This is a genomic window from Pseudomonas sp. S8 (assembly GCF_050473925.1).
Classification (GTDB): Bacteria; Pseudomonadota; Gammaproteobacteria; order Pseudomonadales; family Pseudomonadaceae; genus Aquipseudomonas; species Aquipseudomonas parakoreensis.
The window spans coordinates 1080887-1098894 of record NZ_JBFDVZ010000016.1; the positions used below are offsets into that span (position 1 = coordinate 1080887).

15 protein-coding genes are annotated in these 18008 nt (G+C 59.9%); 1 reads left to right on the forward strand and 14 read right to left on the reverse strand.

The genetic code is table 11. The annotated features are described in order from the left end of the window. Positions 1 to 21 precede the first annotated feature (21 nt). Together AB1J88_RS06205 and AB1J88_RS06210 are read right to left on the reverse strand one after the other, a co-directional pair. A complete protein-coding gene (locus tag AB1J88_RS06205) occupies positions 22 to 879 on the reverse strand; it encodes a DUF4123 domain-containing protein (protein ID WP_430290514.1) in 858 nt (285 codons plus the stop codon). Then, positions 870 to 2918 carry a type VI secretion system tip protein VgrG gene (locus AB1J88_RS06210; RefSeq protein WP_430290515.1) on the reverse strand — a complete coding sequence of 683 codons (2049 nt, stop codon included), beginning with the start codon at positions 2916 to 2918 and terminating at the stop codon, positions 870 to 872. Before AB1J88_RS06210 ends, AB1J88_RS06205 begins: the two co-directional genes overlap by 10 nt. A gap of 374 nt (positions 2919 to 3292) precedes the next feature. On the opposite strand from AB1J88_RS06210, the gene AB1J88_RS06215 reads away from it, so the two are divergent. Then, positions 3293 to 4594: an OprD family porin gene (locus AB1J88_RS06215; RefSeq protein ID WP_145598210.1), complete on the forward strand. Its 1302-nt coding sequence runs from the start codon at positions 3293 to 3295 to the stop codon at positions 4592 to 4594. 112 nt (positions 4595 to 4706) lie between these two features. On the opposite strand, the gene AB1J88_RS06220 is transcribed toward AB1J88_RS06215, so the two are convergent. The 12 genes from AB1J88_RS06220 to AB1J88_RS06275 all read right to left on the reverse strand — a co-directional run bounded on the left by AB1J88_RS06220 (position 4707) and on the right by AB1J88_RS06275 (position 17826). Beyond that, on the reverse strand, positions 4707 to 5324 hold the full coding sequence (locus tag AB1J88_RS06220; RefSeq protein WP_430290517.1) for a hypothetical protein: 618 nt from the start codon (positions 5322 to 5324) through the stop codon (positions 4707 to 4709). 46 nt (positions 5325 to 5370) lie between these two features. Continuing rightward, positions 5371 to 6309: a carbohydrate kinase family protein gene (locus tag AB1J88_RS06225; protein WP_262947888.1), complete on the reverse strand. Its 939-nt coding sequence runs from the start codon at positions 6307 to 6309 to the stop codon at positions 5371 to 5373. 13 nt (positions 6310 to 6322) lie between these two features. Then, entirely contained in the window at positions 6323 to 7819 is a 1497-nt protein-coding gene (gene xylB, locus AB1J88_RS06230; protein ID WP_430290518.1) for a xylulokinase, read from the reverse strand. 82 nt (positions 7820 to 7901) lie between these two features. Further along, entirely contained in the window at positions 7902 to 9377 is a 1476-nt protein-coding gene (locus AB1J88_RS06235; protein WP_430290519.1) for a mannitol dehydrogenase family protein, read from the reverse strand. A 17-nt stretch (positions 9378 to 9394) separates the two neighbouring features. Continuing rightward, entirely contained in the window at positions 9395 to 10498 is a 1104-nt protein-coding gene (locus AB1J88_RS06240; protein ID WP_145598206.1) for an ABC transporter ATP-binding protein, read from the reverse strand. Positions 10499 to 10616: 118 nt separating this feature from the next. Next, positions 10617 to 11447, reverse strand: a complete 831-nt coding sequence (locus AB1J88_RS06245) for a carbohydrate ABC transporter permease (protein ID WP_047294621.1) — start codon at positions 11445 to 11447, stop codon at positions 10617 to 10619. An 8-nt stretch (positions 11448 to 11455) separates the two neighbouring features. Further along, entirely contained in the window at positions 11456 to 12382 is a 927-nt protein-coding gene (locus AB1J88_RS06250) for a carbohydrate ABC transporter permease (protein ID WP_430290520.1), read from the reverse strand. A gap of 173 nt (positions 12383 to 12555) precedes the next feature. Next, positions 12556 to 13866: an ABC transporter substrate-binding protein gene (locus tag AB1J88_RS06255; RefSeq protein WP_041064323.1), complete on the reverse strand. Its 1311-nt coding sequence runs from the start codon at positions 13864 to 13866 to the stop codon at positions 12556 to 12558. A gap of 233 nt (positions 13867 to 14099) precedes the next feature. Then, a complete protein-coding gene (locus AB1J88_RS06260) occupies positions 14100 to 15005 on the reverse strand; it encodes an AraC family transcriptional regulator (RefSeq protein WP_430290521.1) in 906 nt (301 codons plus the stop codon). A gap of 68 nt (positions 15006 to 15073) precedes the next feature. After that, on the reverse strand, positions 15074 to 15943 hold the full coding sequence (locus AB1J88_RS06265) for a phospholipase (RefSeq protein ID WP_430290522.1): 870 nt from the start codon (positions 15941 to 15943) through the stop codon (positions 15074 to 15076). A 145-nt stretch (positions 15944 to 16088) separates the two neighbouring features. Beyond that, entirely contained in the window at positions 16089 to 17381 is a 1293-nt protein-coding gene (locus tag AB1J88_RS06270) for a glycosyltransferase (RefSeq protein ID WP_430290523.1), read from the reverse strand. Between the two features lie 82 nt (positions 17382 to 17463). Continuing rightward, entirely contained in the window at positions 17464 to 17826 is a 363-nt protein-coding gene (locus AB1J88_RS06275; protein WP_041064307.1) for a response regulator, read from the reverse strand. Positions 17827 to 18008: the final 182 nt, after the last annotated feature.

An 18008-nucleotide genomic window follows, 5' to 3' on the forward strand; every position in this document is an offset into this window, starting at 1 on the left:
CGTTCTGTTGTCGCGTCGCCGTTAACGTTGGGCGACGGCGGCTGATTCCAGGAGCCGATCTACTTTGATAAACGACTCGTCCTTTGATTGCAGGATCGCCATGATCTCGGGCTGCGCTTCAAATAGCGGGCCGTTCACGGCATGACCAAGCTTGAGCAGGTGATCACCTTCATAGATGTTGCTCTTGAGCAGGAGGTCGAGGTTGTCGGCGATATCGTTCAGACGATCATCACTCGGCTCTTCAAAAGCTGTGTATTCCTCATCTACCCAATACACCCAGCCGAGGCGAGCTTGAACTTGCGCGGCTGCCTCCGGAAGGTTGAATGGTGCTTTGTCACCTGGCCATGTCGATTCTTTGTTGGCTATCCAGGCTAACCATGGACCACGCTGCTCGCCGAAGTTCTTTGGCGCCGGGGAGTAAACGGCGCTCCAGCAACCCAGTAACTGATCAAAGTTTTTATCGGCGGTGTAGGCCAATGCTGCCCACAGGCTCGGTTTGTGGAAGCTCAACAAACTCTGCCCGCCAGAACCGTCGTTGACTCTGAGGAGCCAGCGTGCGTGAGCCAGGGCTTTTTCCGGGTCAGGTGTTGAGATCGCAATTCCCGAAAAGTGTTCCTCACAAAGTTTTGTCGCTTCTGCAGCCAGTTTGCTGCCTCTGGGGGCGATCAACCACAAGGGACCCTCAGGAATTTCGGCGAAGTCAGTACCGAGGAACAGCCCTTGGGAAACAACGGGCTCACCGACTCGATAGAGCCGACTCAAGGCTTGCGGCTGGAGGCCCTGATCGATGATGAAGCACAGCGATTCGCTTGCAGCGGGCAGGTCCGAGAAGTTGTAACGAGGCTCTGCCAGCAGAGCGCTCAGCGCTTTTACATGCATGTGCAATCCTTACGGCTGCAAGCGCCGTTACTCTGTTTGCCGCACAACGGTGTGATGCCTGATTCATTGAGACGAGCGGGTAGTGGTGCTTTGCCCGCCTTATCCGCATCCGCCACTTTCATCGGCCCCGGCAGCAACGGCGCGGCCGGCGTACCCACGCCCGGCGCACCGCCGGTATTGACCTTCACCTCGGCGCCGCTGATGGTCACGCCACCGGCGTCGACCTTGACGAAGCTGCCGCCCGCTTTGGCGGTCAGTTCCATTGCGCCTTCGACGACGACTTTCTGGCCGGCGTAGTAATGAATTTCGCTGCCGGCTTCGACGAATTGTGCTGTGCCTACCTTGAGGTGCTGGGTGACTGCGACGGTCAGGTGATCATCTGCGCGCATTTCACTGACGCGATTCAAATGGGTGATGCGGTGCTCTTCGACTTTGAATTCGCTGTAGGTGTTGGCCTCAACCGTGTCATGCCGCTCATTCCCCACACGAATCTTCTGGTCGTGCTCGATGTTCTCGTCCCAATCGCGCTGGGCATGGATGTAGATTTGCTCGACACCCTTTTTGTCTTCAATCCGAAACTCGTTGTAGCCTTTGCCGCCCGGGGAGCTGAGGGTTTTGAAGGTGCTGCGGGTTTTGTTCGCCGGCAGGTCGTAGGGGACGACGTTTTCCTTGTGGTACAGGCAGCCGGTGACGAGTGGCTGGTCGGGGTCGCCTTCGAGGAAGGTGACGAGGACTTCCATGCCGATGCGCGGGATGGCGATGCCGCCGTAGGCCGCGCCGGCCCAGCCGCTGGCGACGCGTAGCCAGCAGGTGGTTTTGTCGTCGGACTGGCCGTCGCGGTCCCAGTGGAACTGGACCTTGATGCGGCCGTACGGGTCGCAGTGGATTTCTTCACCGGCCGGGCCGGTGACGACCGCGGTCTGGCTGCCGAGGACTTTGGGTTTCGGGTGTTCGAGGGCAGGGCGGTAGTGCGCGTCCCACGGGGTGGCGAGGAAGCTGTTGCGGTAGCCCTGGTGGAAATCGCTTTTGTTGTCGGTGACGTCGCTGGTGACGTTTTCACCGAGCACCTGCGGTTGTTTGCCTTCGTGGAAGACTTCCAGCAGCAGCCACAAGTCGTTCCATTCAGCGCGCGGGTGTTCGGCCAGGGTCAGGAAATGGCCGCTGGTCAGGGTCGGTTCGTCACCTTTGCCTTCGGCGAGTTTGTAGTCGCTGCGATGACGTTCGAGGGCGCGGGTCGAGAGGAATTTGCCGCGCTCGCGGGTGGTGAAGCGGCCGGGGTAGTCATAGTCCTCAAGGTCCGGGGCAAACTCGGATTTGACCGCGCCTTCGGGCAGGATCTTCGGTTTTTCGAAGTCGTAGTCGCGGCGGCTGACGCGGGTGGTGCGGGTTTCCAGGCGCAGGTTGAAGCGTTTGATCACCGGTTTGTCGGCGCTCATGCCGGAGTCTTGCTGGTAGCTCACGGCCTTGAGTTTGCGGAACACCGTTTGATCGTCGCCGAACACCAGTTTGTGCCCGCTGCTGCTGTGCTGGAAGTGGAAGTGAATGCCTTCCTCCTCGCACAGGCGCTGGATGAAGTGCAGGTCGGACTCGTCGTACTGCACGCAGTAATCGCGCTGCGGGTACTCGGCGTTGAGCTGGAAGCTGTAGGCGTCGGCGAGGATGCCGCGATCTTCGAGGACCTGGGCGATGATTTTCGGCACCGTGAGGTTCTGGAAAATCTGCTGGTCATGGTTGTGCCGTAGATAGGCCAGTTGCGGCACCAGGCTGATGCTGTAACGGGTCAGGGTTTTGCCGGAATCGCCTTGTTCGATGCGATACACCAGGCCGTGGATCTTGCCTTCGCCGGTGGCGCCGAAGGTCAGGACGCCGGGCTTGTGCAGCAGCTCTTCGAGTTTGAGGTCGGGGCGGGCGCTGACCAGTTCGAGGTCGAAACGGAAAGGCTCGTTGAGGGCTTCGCGACCGGTGAAACTGAGCACTTGCAGGTCGGCGGAGGCGCCTTCGAGGGTAAGGGTAATGTGGGTAGCGTTGGCGTCCAGCATGCCTTGAATTCCGTCCATTGAATAAGCAGGTGACGGATGATGGAGGATTAGACCGCCTCGTTCAAGGCGCAAATGCCGTAGGCGCGGGAGCTGCGACGTATAGGGAAAACCCTTAGATCGGTGTTTCGAGCCAATGAAAACGCGGGTTGCGCCGTTCTGAAGGAGCCGGCAATGCGTGGTTCAGAGCGGTCCAGCGCTTGAGAATCGCCAGTCAGTTTCAGACTAAAGTCGCCTTCAGGCCGTCAAAGCCATCTGCCATCATTGTCGCTCACCCCTGCGTGTCCACTTCTTCCCGGCTGTTTCTGACCCGGGACGGGAGCTATTTTTCTGGCTGACTGCGCCCTGGCGCAAACGCTGTACTGTTGGAGTTTTTCATGCGTCCCCCATTCCCTCTCATCACCCCGCGCCAGTCGTTTGGCTTCGGAGCCGCTGTGCTGTGCGCCGGTTTTGCCGCGCAGGTTCAGGCCAGCGGTTTTCTTGAAGACACCACGGCGAAAATCGAATCGCGCACGGTGTACTTCAACCGCGATTTCCGTGATGGGCACACCTCCAGTGACCAGGGCGCTTCCAAGCGTGAAGAGTCGGCGCAAGGCTTTATTCTCAATCTGCAATCGGGTTACACCGAGGGCACGGTCGGCTTCGGTATCGATGCGCTGGGCATGCTCGGCTTTCAGCTCGACTCCAGCCCTGATCGCAGCAACAGCGGCTTGCTGCCGTCCAGCGGCGAGAACCCGCGCGGCTCGAAGGGCCAGTACGCGAAGATGGGCCTGACCGCCAAGGTCAAGGTCTCGGACACGGTGTTGAAGTACGGCGCGCTGCTGCCGGATCTGCCACTGCTCAAGTACAACGACGGCCGCCTGCTGCCGACCATGTTCAACGGTGCGATGCTGACCTCTAAAGAAGTGAAGGATCTGACCTTCATGGCCGCGCGTCTGGACAAGTACACCGCACGGGATTCCACTGATTCGCAAGACATCCGCGTGCACTGCAAGAACAAGCGCTACGCCTGTAACACCACCGCCGACCATTTCGACATGTACGGCATCGACTACAAGATCAATGATCGCCTGACCGCGCAGTATCACTACGCGGAACTGGAAGACATCTATCGCCAGCACTTTGTGGGGATGTTGGCTAACCAGCCGCTGGGTGACGGTGTGCTGAAGGCCGATGTGCGTTTGCTGAAAAGCGCCGACAGCGGTGATGCCAAGGCCGGCTCCATCGACAACCGCGCGTTGAGCGGCATGCTCTCGTACGGCATCAGCGGCCACACCTTCAGCGCCGGTTGGCAGCGCATGAACGGCGACAACTCGATGCCGTACCTCGATGGCAGCAATCCGTATCTGGTCAACTACGTGCAGGTCAACGACTTCGCGGCGGCGCAGGAGCGCTCCTGGCAGTTGCGTTACGACTATGACTTCAAGGCCATCGGCATCAACGGCCTGAGTTTCCTGACCCGTTATGTGAACGGTGACCACATCAAAGTCCCGGGCAGCGATCAGGAAGGCAAAGAGTGGGAGCGCGACAGCGAGTTGAAGTACGTGATCCAGACGGGCACGTTCAAGGATGTCAGCCTGCGCCTGCGCAATGCGACTTACCGCACCAATTATGAGAAATTTGCGCGGGATGTGGATGAGACCCGGTTGATTGTGAGTTACAACTTTTCGGTCCTGTAAACCTCGCTCCCTGTAGGAGCTGCCGCAGGCTGCGATCTTTTGATTTTGTTTTTTACAATCAAGATCAAAAGATCGCAGCCTTCGGCAGCTCCTACAGGGGGACTGCGGCGGCCTACAACCAATGCCAGAACCGGCTCCAGAAGCCGCGATTCAAATCCTCTTTGCACCCGGCATACTGCCGCGCATACACGTCGGAACGCGCCTGCACCTTGCGTGCAGTCGGCATCAGCCAGGCCTTGCTGGCGTAGGTCTTGTTGCGGAAACCGCCCCAGCCTTCGTGGTAGTTCAGGTACTGGTTATAGGCGTCGTACTTGTACACGCCGTTGATCGAGGTGGTCTTGTCCATGTACCAGCCGACGAAGTCGATGGCGTCGTCAAAGTCTTCGCGGTCAGCCCAATTGCGCCCGGTACTCTTCTGGTAATCGGCCCAGACTTCATCCTTGGCCTGGGCATAGCCGGCGGCCGTCGACACCCGGCCCCACGGAATCACCCACAACAGGTATTTGCGCGGCGTCTTGGCGTCGTAGCGGTAGCCGGACTCCTGATACATGATCGCGAAGGGCACCTGGATCGGTACGCCCCAGCGCTTTTGCGTGACTTGCGCCGCATCGTACCAGTCGCTTTTTTGACGGAAGATCTCGCAAATGTCTTCCGGCGAACGCGGCGGCGAGGTGCCGCAGCCGCTGAGTAATCCCGCCAGTATCAAAAGTCCCGCCGTCCGCCCCGACATCAAATCGTCATCCCCGTGCGCGCAAAAAAGCCGACAGTCTACGCGCTCAGCTCAACTGGTGACGATAGGGCAAATCCGGACCGGTCTTGCTGCACGTCAGGGCGGCCGCCTGTACGGCAAACCTGAGCATCGCGTCGATCTGCTCGCGGCTGAGCTGTTGCACGCCCTCAACCGAGTCCAGACCTTGTTCGGTCAGCCAGGTGATCAGCGCCGCCTGAAAGGTATCGCCGGCGCCGACGGTATCGGCGATCTGCACCGAGCATGCTGGTACTGACCACGAGCCATGGGCGCGGCTGAACACCGTTGCGCCTTCGCCGCCACGGGTCAGGAACACCAACTGGCAGCGATGCTGCAGCCAGCCTTCGATCACGCGCTGCGGGTCCTGTTCGGGATACAGCAGGCTCAGGTCTTCGTCGCTGACCTTGATCATGTCGGCCAGTTGCACCAGGGTCGCCACGCGCTCGCGCCAGAGGTCGATGTTCGGTTCCGGGTTGAGGCGCACGTTGGGGTCGAGGGTGATCAACCGCTTGCCGCTTTCGCGCTGCACCAGCGTCAGCAGCGTATCGGCAATCGGTTGCACCACCAGCGAGAACGAGCCGATGTGCAGACCACGGACGTCATCTCCGAGTTGCGGCAGATGGGCGAGACTTAATTGGCGATCAGCACAGCCCTCGCCGCGAAAACTGTAATGCGGCGAGCCATTGGCGCCGACCGCGACCATCGCCAGCGTGGTTGGCGCGGCGAAGTCGACCAAGTAGTCCGCCCGCACGCCTTCATCCCGCAGCACTTGCTGCAAACGTCGACCGAGATAGTCGGTGGACAGCCCGGCAAACAACGCCGAATCCACACCCAAACGGCGCAAGCCGACCGCGACGTTGAACGGCGAGCCGCCGGCAATCGCCTTGAAATTCACCTTCGAGGCCAGACCGCTGGCATCGTCTTCGCTGAAAAAATCGAACAGGGCTTCGCCACACACCAAATACATGATTGTTTGCTCTTTATAGGGTTGCGACATGCTGTTGATAGCGTTCATAGGCCTGCTGGAACGCCGCGACATGGGCGGCAACCGGCAGGGTTTCACTGTGCAGATCGAGCTTTACGCAGCGCTGGCAAAGATCGGCCAAAGAGTCCTCGTGGCCGTTCGACCATGACTTGCACCACGCCGCCTGAATCGCCGCGCCGAGGGCTGCGGCTTCGCTGTGTTCGGTACAGATCACCGGGGTGTTCATGATGTCGGCGACGATCTGCCGCCACACCGCACTTTTCGAACCGCCGCCGATCAGGCAAATGCTGCGGCTTTGTAAACCATTGTGGCTTAACAGATCCAGTCCATAACGCAAACCGAAGGTGGTGCCCTCGACCACGGCGCGACACAGATTGGCCTGGGTCAGGTTGTTCAAGGTCAAGCCGTGCAGGCTGCCGGTGGCATGGGGCAGGGCGGGGACGCGTTCGCCGTTGAGGAACGGCAGCATGCTCACGCCTTCGGCACCGATCGGCGCCTGGGCCACGAGTTGATTGAACTGCTCCAGGTCGAGGTTGAACAGCTCGCGGATCGCACCGGTGGCGTTGGTCAGGTTCATGGTGCAGATCAGCGGCAGCCAGCCGCCGCTGGACGAGCAGAACGTCGCGACCGAAGCATCCGCGCTGACCTGCGGCGCCTCGGCGTAGGCGTACACCGTGCCGGAGGAGCCGAGGCTCATGGTGATCGCCCCGGGTTGAATGTTGCCGGTGCCGATGGCGCCCATCATGTTGTCGCCACCGCCGCTGGCGACTACTGCGTTCGGGTTAAGACCGAGCTGTTCGGCAATCGCCGGCAGCAGGGTGCCGACCGGCTGATGGGCGTCGATCAGCTCCGGCAACGCGGCTTGCAGGCGACCGGTGGGGTCAATATCACGCAGCAACTGCAAGTCCCACTGGCGGCTGCGCACGTTGAAATAGCCGGTGCCGGAGGCGTCGCCGTACTCGCTGCAGGCGCGACCGGTGAGCCAGAAATTCAGGTAATCGTGGGGCAGCAGGATCCGCGCAATACGCGAGAACACCTCCGGGTACTGTTCCTTGGTCCACAGCAGTTTCGATACGGTGTAGCCCGGCGCGATGACCACACCGAGGCGCTCCAGCGCGCCTTTTTCACCGCCGAGGTGTTGGAGCAGACGCTCGTTTTCATCCGTGGTTTCGGTGTCGCACCACAGCTTGGCCGGGCGCAGCACCTGGCCCTGATCGTCGAGCAGCACCAGGCCGTGTTGCTGGCCGGAGACACCGATGCCGAGGATCGCCTGCCCGTCGACATTGGCTGCGAGCAGGGCGCGGCGGGAGGCGAGGGCGAAGGCGTCGAGCCACTGTCGGGTGTCCTGCTCGCGGCGGCCATTGGCGCCGCTGATCATCGTGTGCGTGGCGGCGCCTTCGCCGAGCACCTGACCGCTGGCCGCATCGAGGATGATCGCCTTGGTGCCCTGGGTGCCGCAGTCGATGCCGAGGAAGAGTTGTCGGGTGGTCACAGTGATGTCCTCAGGGTGTCAGGTGAGTCAAGGTGAAGCCAATCGCTGGCTTGCCAGCGATGGCGTCGGTGGTTTCACCGCATCACTCAGCCAGTACCCGCTCCAACGTGCGCGTCACACCCACCTCACGCAAGCTGTTGCAGCACCACTCAAACGCCGCCACAAATGCCGCCGAACGTGGAATCGCCGTGCCGAAAATCTCCTCGACCGCCAACAAGCGCTGAGTGATCAACGCATCATCCGCCACCAGCCCCTGACAGAATTCCGCCCGTGGATCCGGAATCGTATAAGTGTCGCCATTTTCATCCACGCCCTTCAGATACAACGCCCAGGCAGCCACCACCAACGCTGCGCGCCTGGTTTCCTGGCCATCGGCAATCAAGCGATTGATCGTCGGAATGGTGAACTTGGGAAACTTCGATGAACCGTCCGAACACACCCGTTCCAGTTGATCGGCAATCGCCTGATTGGAAAAGCGCGCCACCAGCGTGTCCTTGTAGTCGGTCAGGTCGATGCCCGGCACCGGCGCCAGTTGCGGGGTGACGTCAAGGTCCATGTAGGCGCGCATGTAACGTACGAACAGCGGGTCGTTCATGGTCTCGTGGACGAAGCGATAGCCCTTCAAAAAACCCAGGTAAGTCAGGGCCAGGTGGCTGCCGTTGAGCAGCTTGATCTTCATCTCTTCGTAGGGCGAAACGTCATCGGTGAACTGCACGCCAATCTGTTCCCAGGCCGGGCGACCGTTGACGAATTTGTCTTCCAGCACCCATTGCACGAACGGCTCGCAGACCACTGGCCAGGCATCGTCGACGCCGTGTTTGTCGGCCAGTTGCAGGCGGTGCGCGGTGCTGGTCATCGGTGTGATGCGATCGACCATGGCGTTGGGGAAACTCACGTTCTGCTCGATCCAGTCGCGCAACCCCTGGTCGCGCAGCGTGGCGAAGGCCAGCAGTGCCTTGCGGGTCACCGCGCCGTTATGCGGCAGGTTATCGCAGGACATGAGGGTGAACGCCGGTGTGCCCGCGTTACGGCGCTTTAGCAGCGCTGCGCAGAGGAAGCCGAACACCGTGGTCGGCGCGTCCGGGTTTGCCAGATCGTGCTGGATCTGTGGCAGGTGCGCCATGAACTCGCCGTTGCTGTCGTCGATGCAATAACCGCCCTCGGTGATGGTCAGCGAGACGATGCGGATCTGCGGATCGGCGAGTTTGTCGATCAGCGCCTGCGCGCCGTCTTCGGCCAGAAGCATGTCGCGAATCGCACCGATCACCCGCACTTCGGTGTCGTCGCTGTCGCCGAGTTCGAACAGGGTGAACAGGTAATCCTGCTCTTTGAGATCGTCGCGGGCACGGCGGTCTTCTGTGCGCAGGCCGACGCCGCAGATTGCCCAGTCCAGCGCCTGACCGGTATTCATCAGTGCATCGGTGTAATACGCCTGATGCGCGCGATGGAAGCCGCCGACGCCAATGTGCGCGATGCCCTGGCGGGTGTCGCTGAGGCTGTAGGCCGGCAGTTGCACCTCGGGGGCGAGGTGCTGCAGATTTTGCTTATTGAGTTTCATCGGACAAGTCTCGAGGTTCAAGCCGCGGCGCGCAGCGGGCGGGTCAGCGCCACGCCATTGGCGTCGAACAGGTGGCAATGGCTGGCGTCCAGGTGCAGGTTCAGTTGCTCGCCGTAGCGGCTCGCCAAGTCACCGCGCACACGCATGGTCAGGGCTTCGCCGGCGTTGGTGGTGACGTGGCAGAAGGTGTCGCTGCCCAGGCGCTCGCTGACGTCGGCGGTGACTTGCAGGGTGCAGTCGCCCGGTTGCGCCAGCTCCAGATGCTCCGGGCGAATGCCCAGGGTCACGGCGCTGCCGACGCTCAGATTGGCGGCGTTGAACGGCAGGGTGATGCGTGTACCGGCGTCCAGCGAGACTTCGCAGCTCTGGCCGTCGATGCGGGCGATCTTGCCCTTGAGGAAGCCCATTTTCGGCGTGCCGAGGAACCCGGCGACGAACAGGTTGGCCGGGTTGTGATAGAGGTCCAGCGGCGAGCCGACCTGCTCGATCTTGCCGCCATTGAGCACCACCACCTTGTCAGCCATGGTCATCGCTTCGACCTGGTCGTGGGTCACGTAGATCATCGTGGCTTGCAGGTCCTTGTGCAGACGCAGCAGCTCCAGACGCATTTGCACGCGCAGGGCGGCGTCGAGGTTGGACAGCGGCTCGTCGAACAGAAAGATCTTCGGATTGCGTACGATGGCGCGGCCGATGGCGACCCGTTGCCGTTGCCCGCCGGACAGCTGTTTCGGCTTGCGCTCGAGCATCGGCCCGAGTTCGAGAATGCGCGCCGCTTCGCCGACTTTTTTCTCGACTTCGGCTTTTGGCACACCGGCCAGATCGAGGGCGAACGACATGTTCTTTTTCACGGTCATGTGCGGGTACAGCGCGTAGGTCTGGAACACCATCGCCAGATCGCGCTTGGCCGGGCTGACTTCGGTGATGTCGCGGCCATCGAGTTCGATGGTGCCGCCGCTGACTTCTTCCAGTCCGGCGATCAGCCGCAGCAGGGTGGATTTGCCGCAGCCGGACGGGCCGACGAAGACCACGAATTCCTTGTCGTTCACCTCAAGGTCGATACCCTTGATGATGGAGAAACCTTCGAAGCCTTTTTGCAGATTCTTGATTTTCAGGTTGGCCATGGTGATGGGCCTCCGCATTGTTGTTTTTTTTAAGATCAAAAGATCGCAGCCTGCGGCAGCTCCTACACAGTGCCCCTGTAGGAGCTGCCGCAGGCTGCGATCTTTTGCTTTTAAATCTTCATTTCACGGCACCGAACGACAGGCCCCGCACCAGTTGTTTCTGGCTGATCCAGCCGAAGATCAGGATCGGCGCACAGGCCAGGGTCGAGACCGCTGACAACTTGGCCCAGAACAAGCCTTCGGGGCTGGAGTACGAGGCGATCAACGCGGTCAGTGGCGCGGCTTTCGACGAGGTCAGGTTCAGCGACCAGAAGGCCTCGTTCCAGCACAGGATCAGCGACAGCAGCACGGTGGACGCGAGGCCGCCCTTGGCGATCGGCAGCAGCACGCGGAGCATCTCCTGGGCGAGGGTGGCGCCGTCGAGGCGGGCGGCTTCGAGGATGTCTTTGGGGATGTCCTTGAAGTAGGTGTAAACCATCCAGACCACGATCGGCAGGTTGATCAGCGTGTAGATCACGATCAGCGCGATGCGCGTATCAAGCAGGCCAAAACTCTTGGCCAGCAGGTAAATCGGCATCAGCACGCCCACCGGCGGCAGCATCTTGGTCGAGAGCATCCACAGCAGCGTGCCTTTGGTGCGCTGGGTTTCGTAGAACGCCATCGAGTAGGCAGCCGGCACCGCGATCAGCAGGCACAGCGCCGTGGCACTGAACGAGATCACCACCGAGTTCCAGGCAAAACTGAAGTAGTCGCTGCGCTCGTTGATGTGCAGGTAGTTCTCCAGCGTCGGCGTGAAGATGAATTGCGGCGGCGTGGCGAACGCGTCGATTTCGGTCTTGAAACTGGTCATCACCATCCAGAAGATCGGGAAGAAAATCACGATCGCGATGGCCCAGGCCAGGGTGCCGAGCAGCAGGCTTTGCAGCCGGCGGGATTGTTGAAGGGTCATGGCAGGCCTCAGGCTTTGTCAGTCAGGTTTTTGCCGATCATCCGCACCAGAATGATCGCGGCGATGTTGGCGATGACTACGGCAATCAAGCCGCCGGCCGAGGCCATGCCGACGTCGAACTGCACCAGCGCCTGGTTGTAGATCAGGTAGGCGAGGTTGGTCGAGGCGTAGCCGGGGCCGCCGTTGGTGGTGGTGAAAATCTCGGCGAACACCGACAGCAGGAAGATCGTTTCGATCATCACCACCACGGCAATCGGCCGCGCCAGGTGCGGCAGGGTCAGGTGCCAGAAGATCGCGACGGGACCGGCGCCATCCAGACGCGCGGCTTCCTTCTGTTCCTGGTCGAGAGACTGCATGGCGGTCATCAGGATCAGGATCGCGAAGGGCAGCCATTGCCACGAGACAATGATGATGATTGACAGCAGCGGGTAGTGCGCCAGCCAGTCCACCGGCTCGGCGCCGAACAGCCGCCAGACGTAAGCGAGAATCCCCGAGACCGGATGGAAAATCAGGTTCTTCCAGATCAGCGCGCCGACCGTGGGCATGATGAAGAACGGCGAGATCAGCATGACTCGCACGATGCCGCGGCCGAGAAACTCGCTGGCTTCGAGCAGCGCGCTGATCAACACGCCGAACACCACGCTGATCAGCAGCACGCTGCCCACCAGCAACAGGGTGTTGGTGGCGCCGGGCAGGAACCCGGAGTCGGTGAGGAAATAGCTGAAGTTCTCCAGCCCGACGAACTCGTTCACCCCCGGATCGAGCAGGTTGTAACGAATCATCGAGAAGTAGAGGGTCATGCCCAACGGCACGATCATCCACAGCAGCAACAGGGCCACCGAAGGGCTGACCAGAAACCAGCCGGGATTGCGTACGCGGACTTTGCGCTGGGGTTGCGCCAGGTCGAGGTGGGCTTTGGCAGTTGAAGTATTCATGGTGATCACAACCGTTTGGGTGCAGATACATGTTCAGGAGAGACAACCGTCCTGACATCGACGCGAACCCTGTGGGAGCTGGCTTACCAGCGATGAGGCAGGCACATCCGACATTGATGTTGGCTGCTCAATCGCCATCGCTGGCAAGCCAGCTCCCACAGGTCAAGCAGTGGTTACTTGGGATAACCCGCGCGCTTCATCTCGCGTTCGGTGGTTTGCTGTGCGGCGGCCAGGGCTTGATCCACCGTGGTCTGGCCGATCAGCGCCGCCGAGAACAGCTTGCCGACCTGGGTGCCCACGCCCTGGAATTCAGGAATGGTCACCAGTTGAATGCCGATGTATGGCACCGGTTTCAGCGTAGGTTTGCTCGGATCTGCCGCTTTCAACGATTCCAGCGTGACCTTGGCGAACGGCGCCGCGCTCATGTAAGCATCGCTGTAGGTCGAGGCGCGGGTGCCCGGCGGCACGTTGGCGATGCCGTCGGTCTTGGCCACCAGCTCGCCATATTCCTTGGAGGTCGCCCAGGCACTGAAGGCCTTGGCGGCGTCCTTGGCCTTGGAGCTGGTCGGAATCGCCAGTGCCCACGAGTACAACCATGCCGAGCCCTTGTCGGTGACCTGATGCGGGGCGAAGGTGAAGCCGACGTGATCGGCGACCTTGCTCTGGGTCTTGTCGGTGACGAACGAACCGGCGACAGACGCATCCACCCACATCGCGCACTTGCCACTGTTGAACAGCGCGAGGTTCTCGTTGAAACCGTTGCTGGAAGCGCCCGGCGGGCCGGATTTCTTCATGGTGTCGACGTAGAAGTTCAGCGCGTTTTTCCACTCCGGGCCATTGAATTCCGGCTGCCATTTCTCATCGAACCAGCGCGCGCCGTAAGCGTTGGCGACAGTGGTGATCAGCGCCATGTTCTCGCCCCAGCCGGCCTTGCCGCGCAGGCAGATGCCGTACTGCTCTTTGTCCTTGTTGGTGAGTTTTTCGGCGAAACCGGCGATCTGTTCCCAGGTCGGACGCTCGGGCATAGTCAGGCCGGCGTCCTTGAACAGGTCGGTGCGGTAATAGGTGATCGAGCTTTCGGCGTAGAACGGCAAAGCGTACAGCGAGCCCTTGACCGAAAGTCCTTCGCGCACAGACGGGAACACGTCGTCGAGGGCGTAACTGGCCGGCAAGTCCTTCATCGGTTCCAGCCAGCCTTTGGCGCCCCAGAGTGCCGCTTCGTACATGCCGATGGTCAATACGTCGAACTGCCCGCCCTGGGTGGCGATGTCGGTAGTCAGGCGCTGACGCAGGACGTTTTCTTCCAGCACCACCCAATTGAGCTTGATCTCCGGATGCTCGGCCTCGAAGGTTTTCGAGAGCTTTTGCATGCGGATCATGTCGCTGTTGTTGACGGTGGCGATGGTCAGGGTCTGGGCGCCAAGGCTGACGCTGCTGAGGGTCATGCAAGTGAGGGCAAGCAGAGCTTTTGCAGTGGGTTGCATCGTGCACTCCTTTTCTACGTCCGTTGGGAAGCAGAAGGACAGTTATTGTTTTTGTGTCTTCCTGTGCAGGAAGAATGTGTGCTGATTACAGCCCTCTATCGACGGACTGACAAATCATCCATCGCACTTGAACCGATACTTTTTTGCACTGGCAAAAAAGATCGCAGCCTGCGGCAGCTCCTACAGGGATCGGTGTAGGAGCTGCCGCAGGCTGCGATCTTTTGATGTGGCTATCAAGCGTGATTCTGTTCGGTCAGGCGCTGCACGGCGAGGCGTCGATAGTGCGACGGCGTCATGCCCTTGAGTTGCTGGAAGCGCCGATTGAAGTTGGAAATATTGTTGAACCCCGACTCGAAACACACCTCGGTCACCGGTTTGTCGCCGTCGGCCAGCAGTTCGCAGGATTTGCTGATGCGCAGGCGATTGACGAACTCGATGAAGTTGCGCCCGGTGGCCTGTTTGAATACGCGGCTGAAGTAGGTCGGCTTCATCCCCAGATGCTCGGCGACTTCTTCCAGCGTCAGCTCCCGGGCGTAATGGGCGAAGATGAAATCGACGGCGCGGTTGGTGCGGTCGATATTGTGCTCGTCGGCCAGTTGCGTGTTGGTGGCGCCGGAAAGCAACTGATAGTCGTCTGTCGCCGCCAGCAACTCCATCAGAATGAAAAAATGCCCCAGACGAGTGATACCGCGCGTATCGGCAATTCGCTGCATCAGCGTCATGGCTTGGCGGATCGTGTCTTTGTCGCGAAACTCGATGCCGTATTGCGCGCGCTCCAGCAGCGGCGCCAGGGTCTTGAGTTCGGCAAATACCTGGTGCCCACTGTCGAACAACTCATCAGTGAAGTTCACCAGCATGTCGCGCTTTTCCACCACTTCGTCTTCGGCCACCTGGCTGATCCAGTTGTGCGGCAGATTGGGCCCGGTAAGGAACAGCGTTTGCGGATAAAAGTTGCCGATGTAGTCGCCGATGAAGACCTTGCCGGAACTGGCGACGATCAGGTGCAGTTCGTATTCCTTGTGAAAATGCCAACGCACTAAAGGGCAGGGAAAACCATGCTGACGGTAGATGATGGACAACCCGTTGTGATCGTCCATCAGCTCGTAGGAGGGATCAGTGATTCTGGTTGCCCGAGTCATGTCCGATACGTTCTGTTGTTATGTCCGGATGCTCATCATGCACGCGCGTCACGGACAGTGCCAGCACCTCAGCCCCGAGCCTTGACCAGGCCTTTGGCATGGTTGATCTGCTGGCAATATTCCGCGAGCCGCGTGGCACCGACGAAATCGGCATTGATAATGCTGCACTTTGGCGCCCAGCCCGAGTCCGGGCCAAACCATTGATTGAGTTGGTGGGTGATCCGCTTTACGCCGGCCAGTTCGCCGTAGCTGGTGGTCGATAATGACCAGAGGCTGCCGGACGGCGGCGGGTTGGCCAGTGTTCGTGTGATGTGTTGCTTGAGTTGCTCGGCAGAGGTGATATCTGAACCGCTCCACTCATGACGGATTTGCGGCCAGTACAGGGGCGACCTGAAATCCGGATGCGAGTCGTTTGCCAACACCACTCGTTGTATCGGGCTGATCTTTTTAAGTTGTTCAATGGTCAGCTGACTGTTGTTTCTGGGAATAAGCCGCGAACCCAGCTCCGTGGTGATGACTTCGTGCAAGCCCTTGTAGTCGAATGGTTGATTATTGATGCCCGTGAGTTCATGTATGTCCAATATGATGAACTCGTTCGGGTTGTCAGTCAGGAAGACCTTGAGACTTTTTACAAGTTCGCTCAAAGCACGCCCCCGGAACAGTTTCAAGCCATGAAACGTATGGAACTTCTTGATGCCCAGCCAGTGTTCATCGGCATGCAGACGCACGTCGAATGCGCGCACGCCTTCATTAAGTTGCTGAATGAACGGGCCATCCTGGCAGACAAACCAGTTTTTCGCCGGCTGCACATACGCCGGGTACGAAAAGTCGTAATCCAGCCCGGCGTTATGGGCTCCAGGCCAGACCACTTCACCCAGCGTCAGTTGGTCGATACCGGGTGCGGACGCCATCCAGTTTTTTAAAGGGTAGTTGCTCATGATGCATTCCGTTGCAGATAAAGTTTTATTCCGACCAGTCACATTACTCGGTCAGTTCGGAAGTTATTCTTTGATGCAGTCGGAAAAAGTACAAGTCAGCACTCTTTGCAAAGTGTTGGTACTGGGTTTTTGCAGTGTTGGCTTATCAACTTTTCTGGTTTTTGGCTTCGATCCACTGCGCCATGTATTGGGTACTTTTGTGCAAGTGGTGACGCAACATGCTGCCAGTAAAGTTGGCGCGCCGTAATGCCGACAAGTTATCGCGACAATGTTGCAGGCGAGCGATCAGCGCCGGGCCGTGATCAGCCTGCCGATAGCGCGCGTTCAATAACGCGACGCCGGCCTGCTGTGCGTCAGTCCAGCGCTGTTGGTCTTCATGCAGGGCGACCGCGGCATCGGCCAGGGCCTGGGCAGACGGGGCCACTTCACCCGGCCATGACAGCGCACCGCCCATCCCTTCGGCACCGATGGGCGTGGTGACATTGGGCGTGCCGCAGAGCATCGCATCGACGAGCTTGCCCTTGATTCCCGCGCCAAAACGCAAAGGCGCCAGGCAAACCCGGGCTTGCGACATCACTTGCAGTGCATCCTCTGCCCAGTTCATCACATGAAACCCCTGCGCCGCGTTGTGCAGGGCTGTGGCCTTGGGCGGCGTATAGGCACCGTAGATATGCAGTTGGGCGCCGGGCAATTGCTGGCGGATCAGCGGCCAGACGGCGGTCTTCATCCACAGCACGGCGTCCCAGTTGGGCGCGTGACGGAAGTTGCCGATACTCAGAAAGTGCGCGCGCTCTTCAAAAGGAATGAACGAACCGCGCGGGGGTTCAAGCATCAGCGGGCACCAGTGCAGCAGGTCGCCAGGGACTTGAAACTGTTCGACCAGCAACTGGATTTCCACTTCGGAAATCATCAGATTCAGATCGCAGCGATATAACGCGGCGATTTCCCGTTTGACCAGGTCCGTATCGGCCATCAACTCGAACTCTTCGCGCAGCGCCGGCGCGAACAGTGCGCTGAAGTCCTGATTGTCCGGGTCGTCTTTCAAACGTTCCTTGAGCCGATGGTGGCGGGCGTGGCGCAGGCTCTGCAGGTCGGATGTCTCCAGTACGCGCAAGGCGTTCGGGCATTGCTTTTCGACGCGCCAGCCGAACTGCTCTTCCATCATGAACTGGTCGAACAGCACGATATCCGGAGCCAGTTCACTGATGAAACTATCGAAGCTGCTGTTGTTGAGTTCGATCGGCACTTCGCGGATGCCCAGCGCGGTCAGGTCAGCCTTGTGCTCGCCCGGGCCGGCCGGGCTGCTGAAGGTGATGTCCCAGCCTTGCTGCAGGAATGTATCGAGGATCTGCATCACGTGTCCGCTGGCTGCCGAAGAGCGCGGTTCGGGCCAGACGTAACCGATGACCAGAACTTTGGTGGCGGGAGATGCAGTCATTGACAAGTGTTCCTTGCAGGCAGGCGGCTAAAAATGGCGCGCAATTAGACCACATCTGCAGCCGCTGCCGGATCAAGGCCAATCACTGGCCCAGGATGCCCTTGACCTTGTCACGCAATTGATCGATGGAGAACGGTTTGCCGATCACGTGCATGCCGGCAGGTACGTCGATGTTTTCGGCGTAACCGCTGGCGAACAGAACGGGCAGGGTGGCGCGGAGTTCACGTGCCTTGCCGGCCAGTTCACTGCCTGTCATGCCCGGCAGGCCGTAGTCGGTCATCATCAAGTCGATACCCTTGCTCTGATCCCCGAGAATATTCAGCGCAGACTCACCGTCGTCCGCCTCCAGCACACTGAACTCCAGTTCCTCCAGCACATCGACGATGAGCATGCGTACGATGTCGTCGTCTTCTACTACAAGGATGGTGGGCGCTGGGGTGGACATATTGGGGCTCTCAAAAAAGGAAATCGGAATGGCGACCGGTCGAAAATGCCGGGCTCTTGCATGAGTAAGTGGCGCATGGCCACAAGTTCCCGATTCAACGGAAAAAAGATTAGCTGCTCTTCGCGGCGCAAGGATAACGGTTGGTGCTCGGTAAGCGCAGGAAAATGTAGGAAATTGCTGCC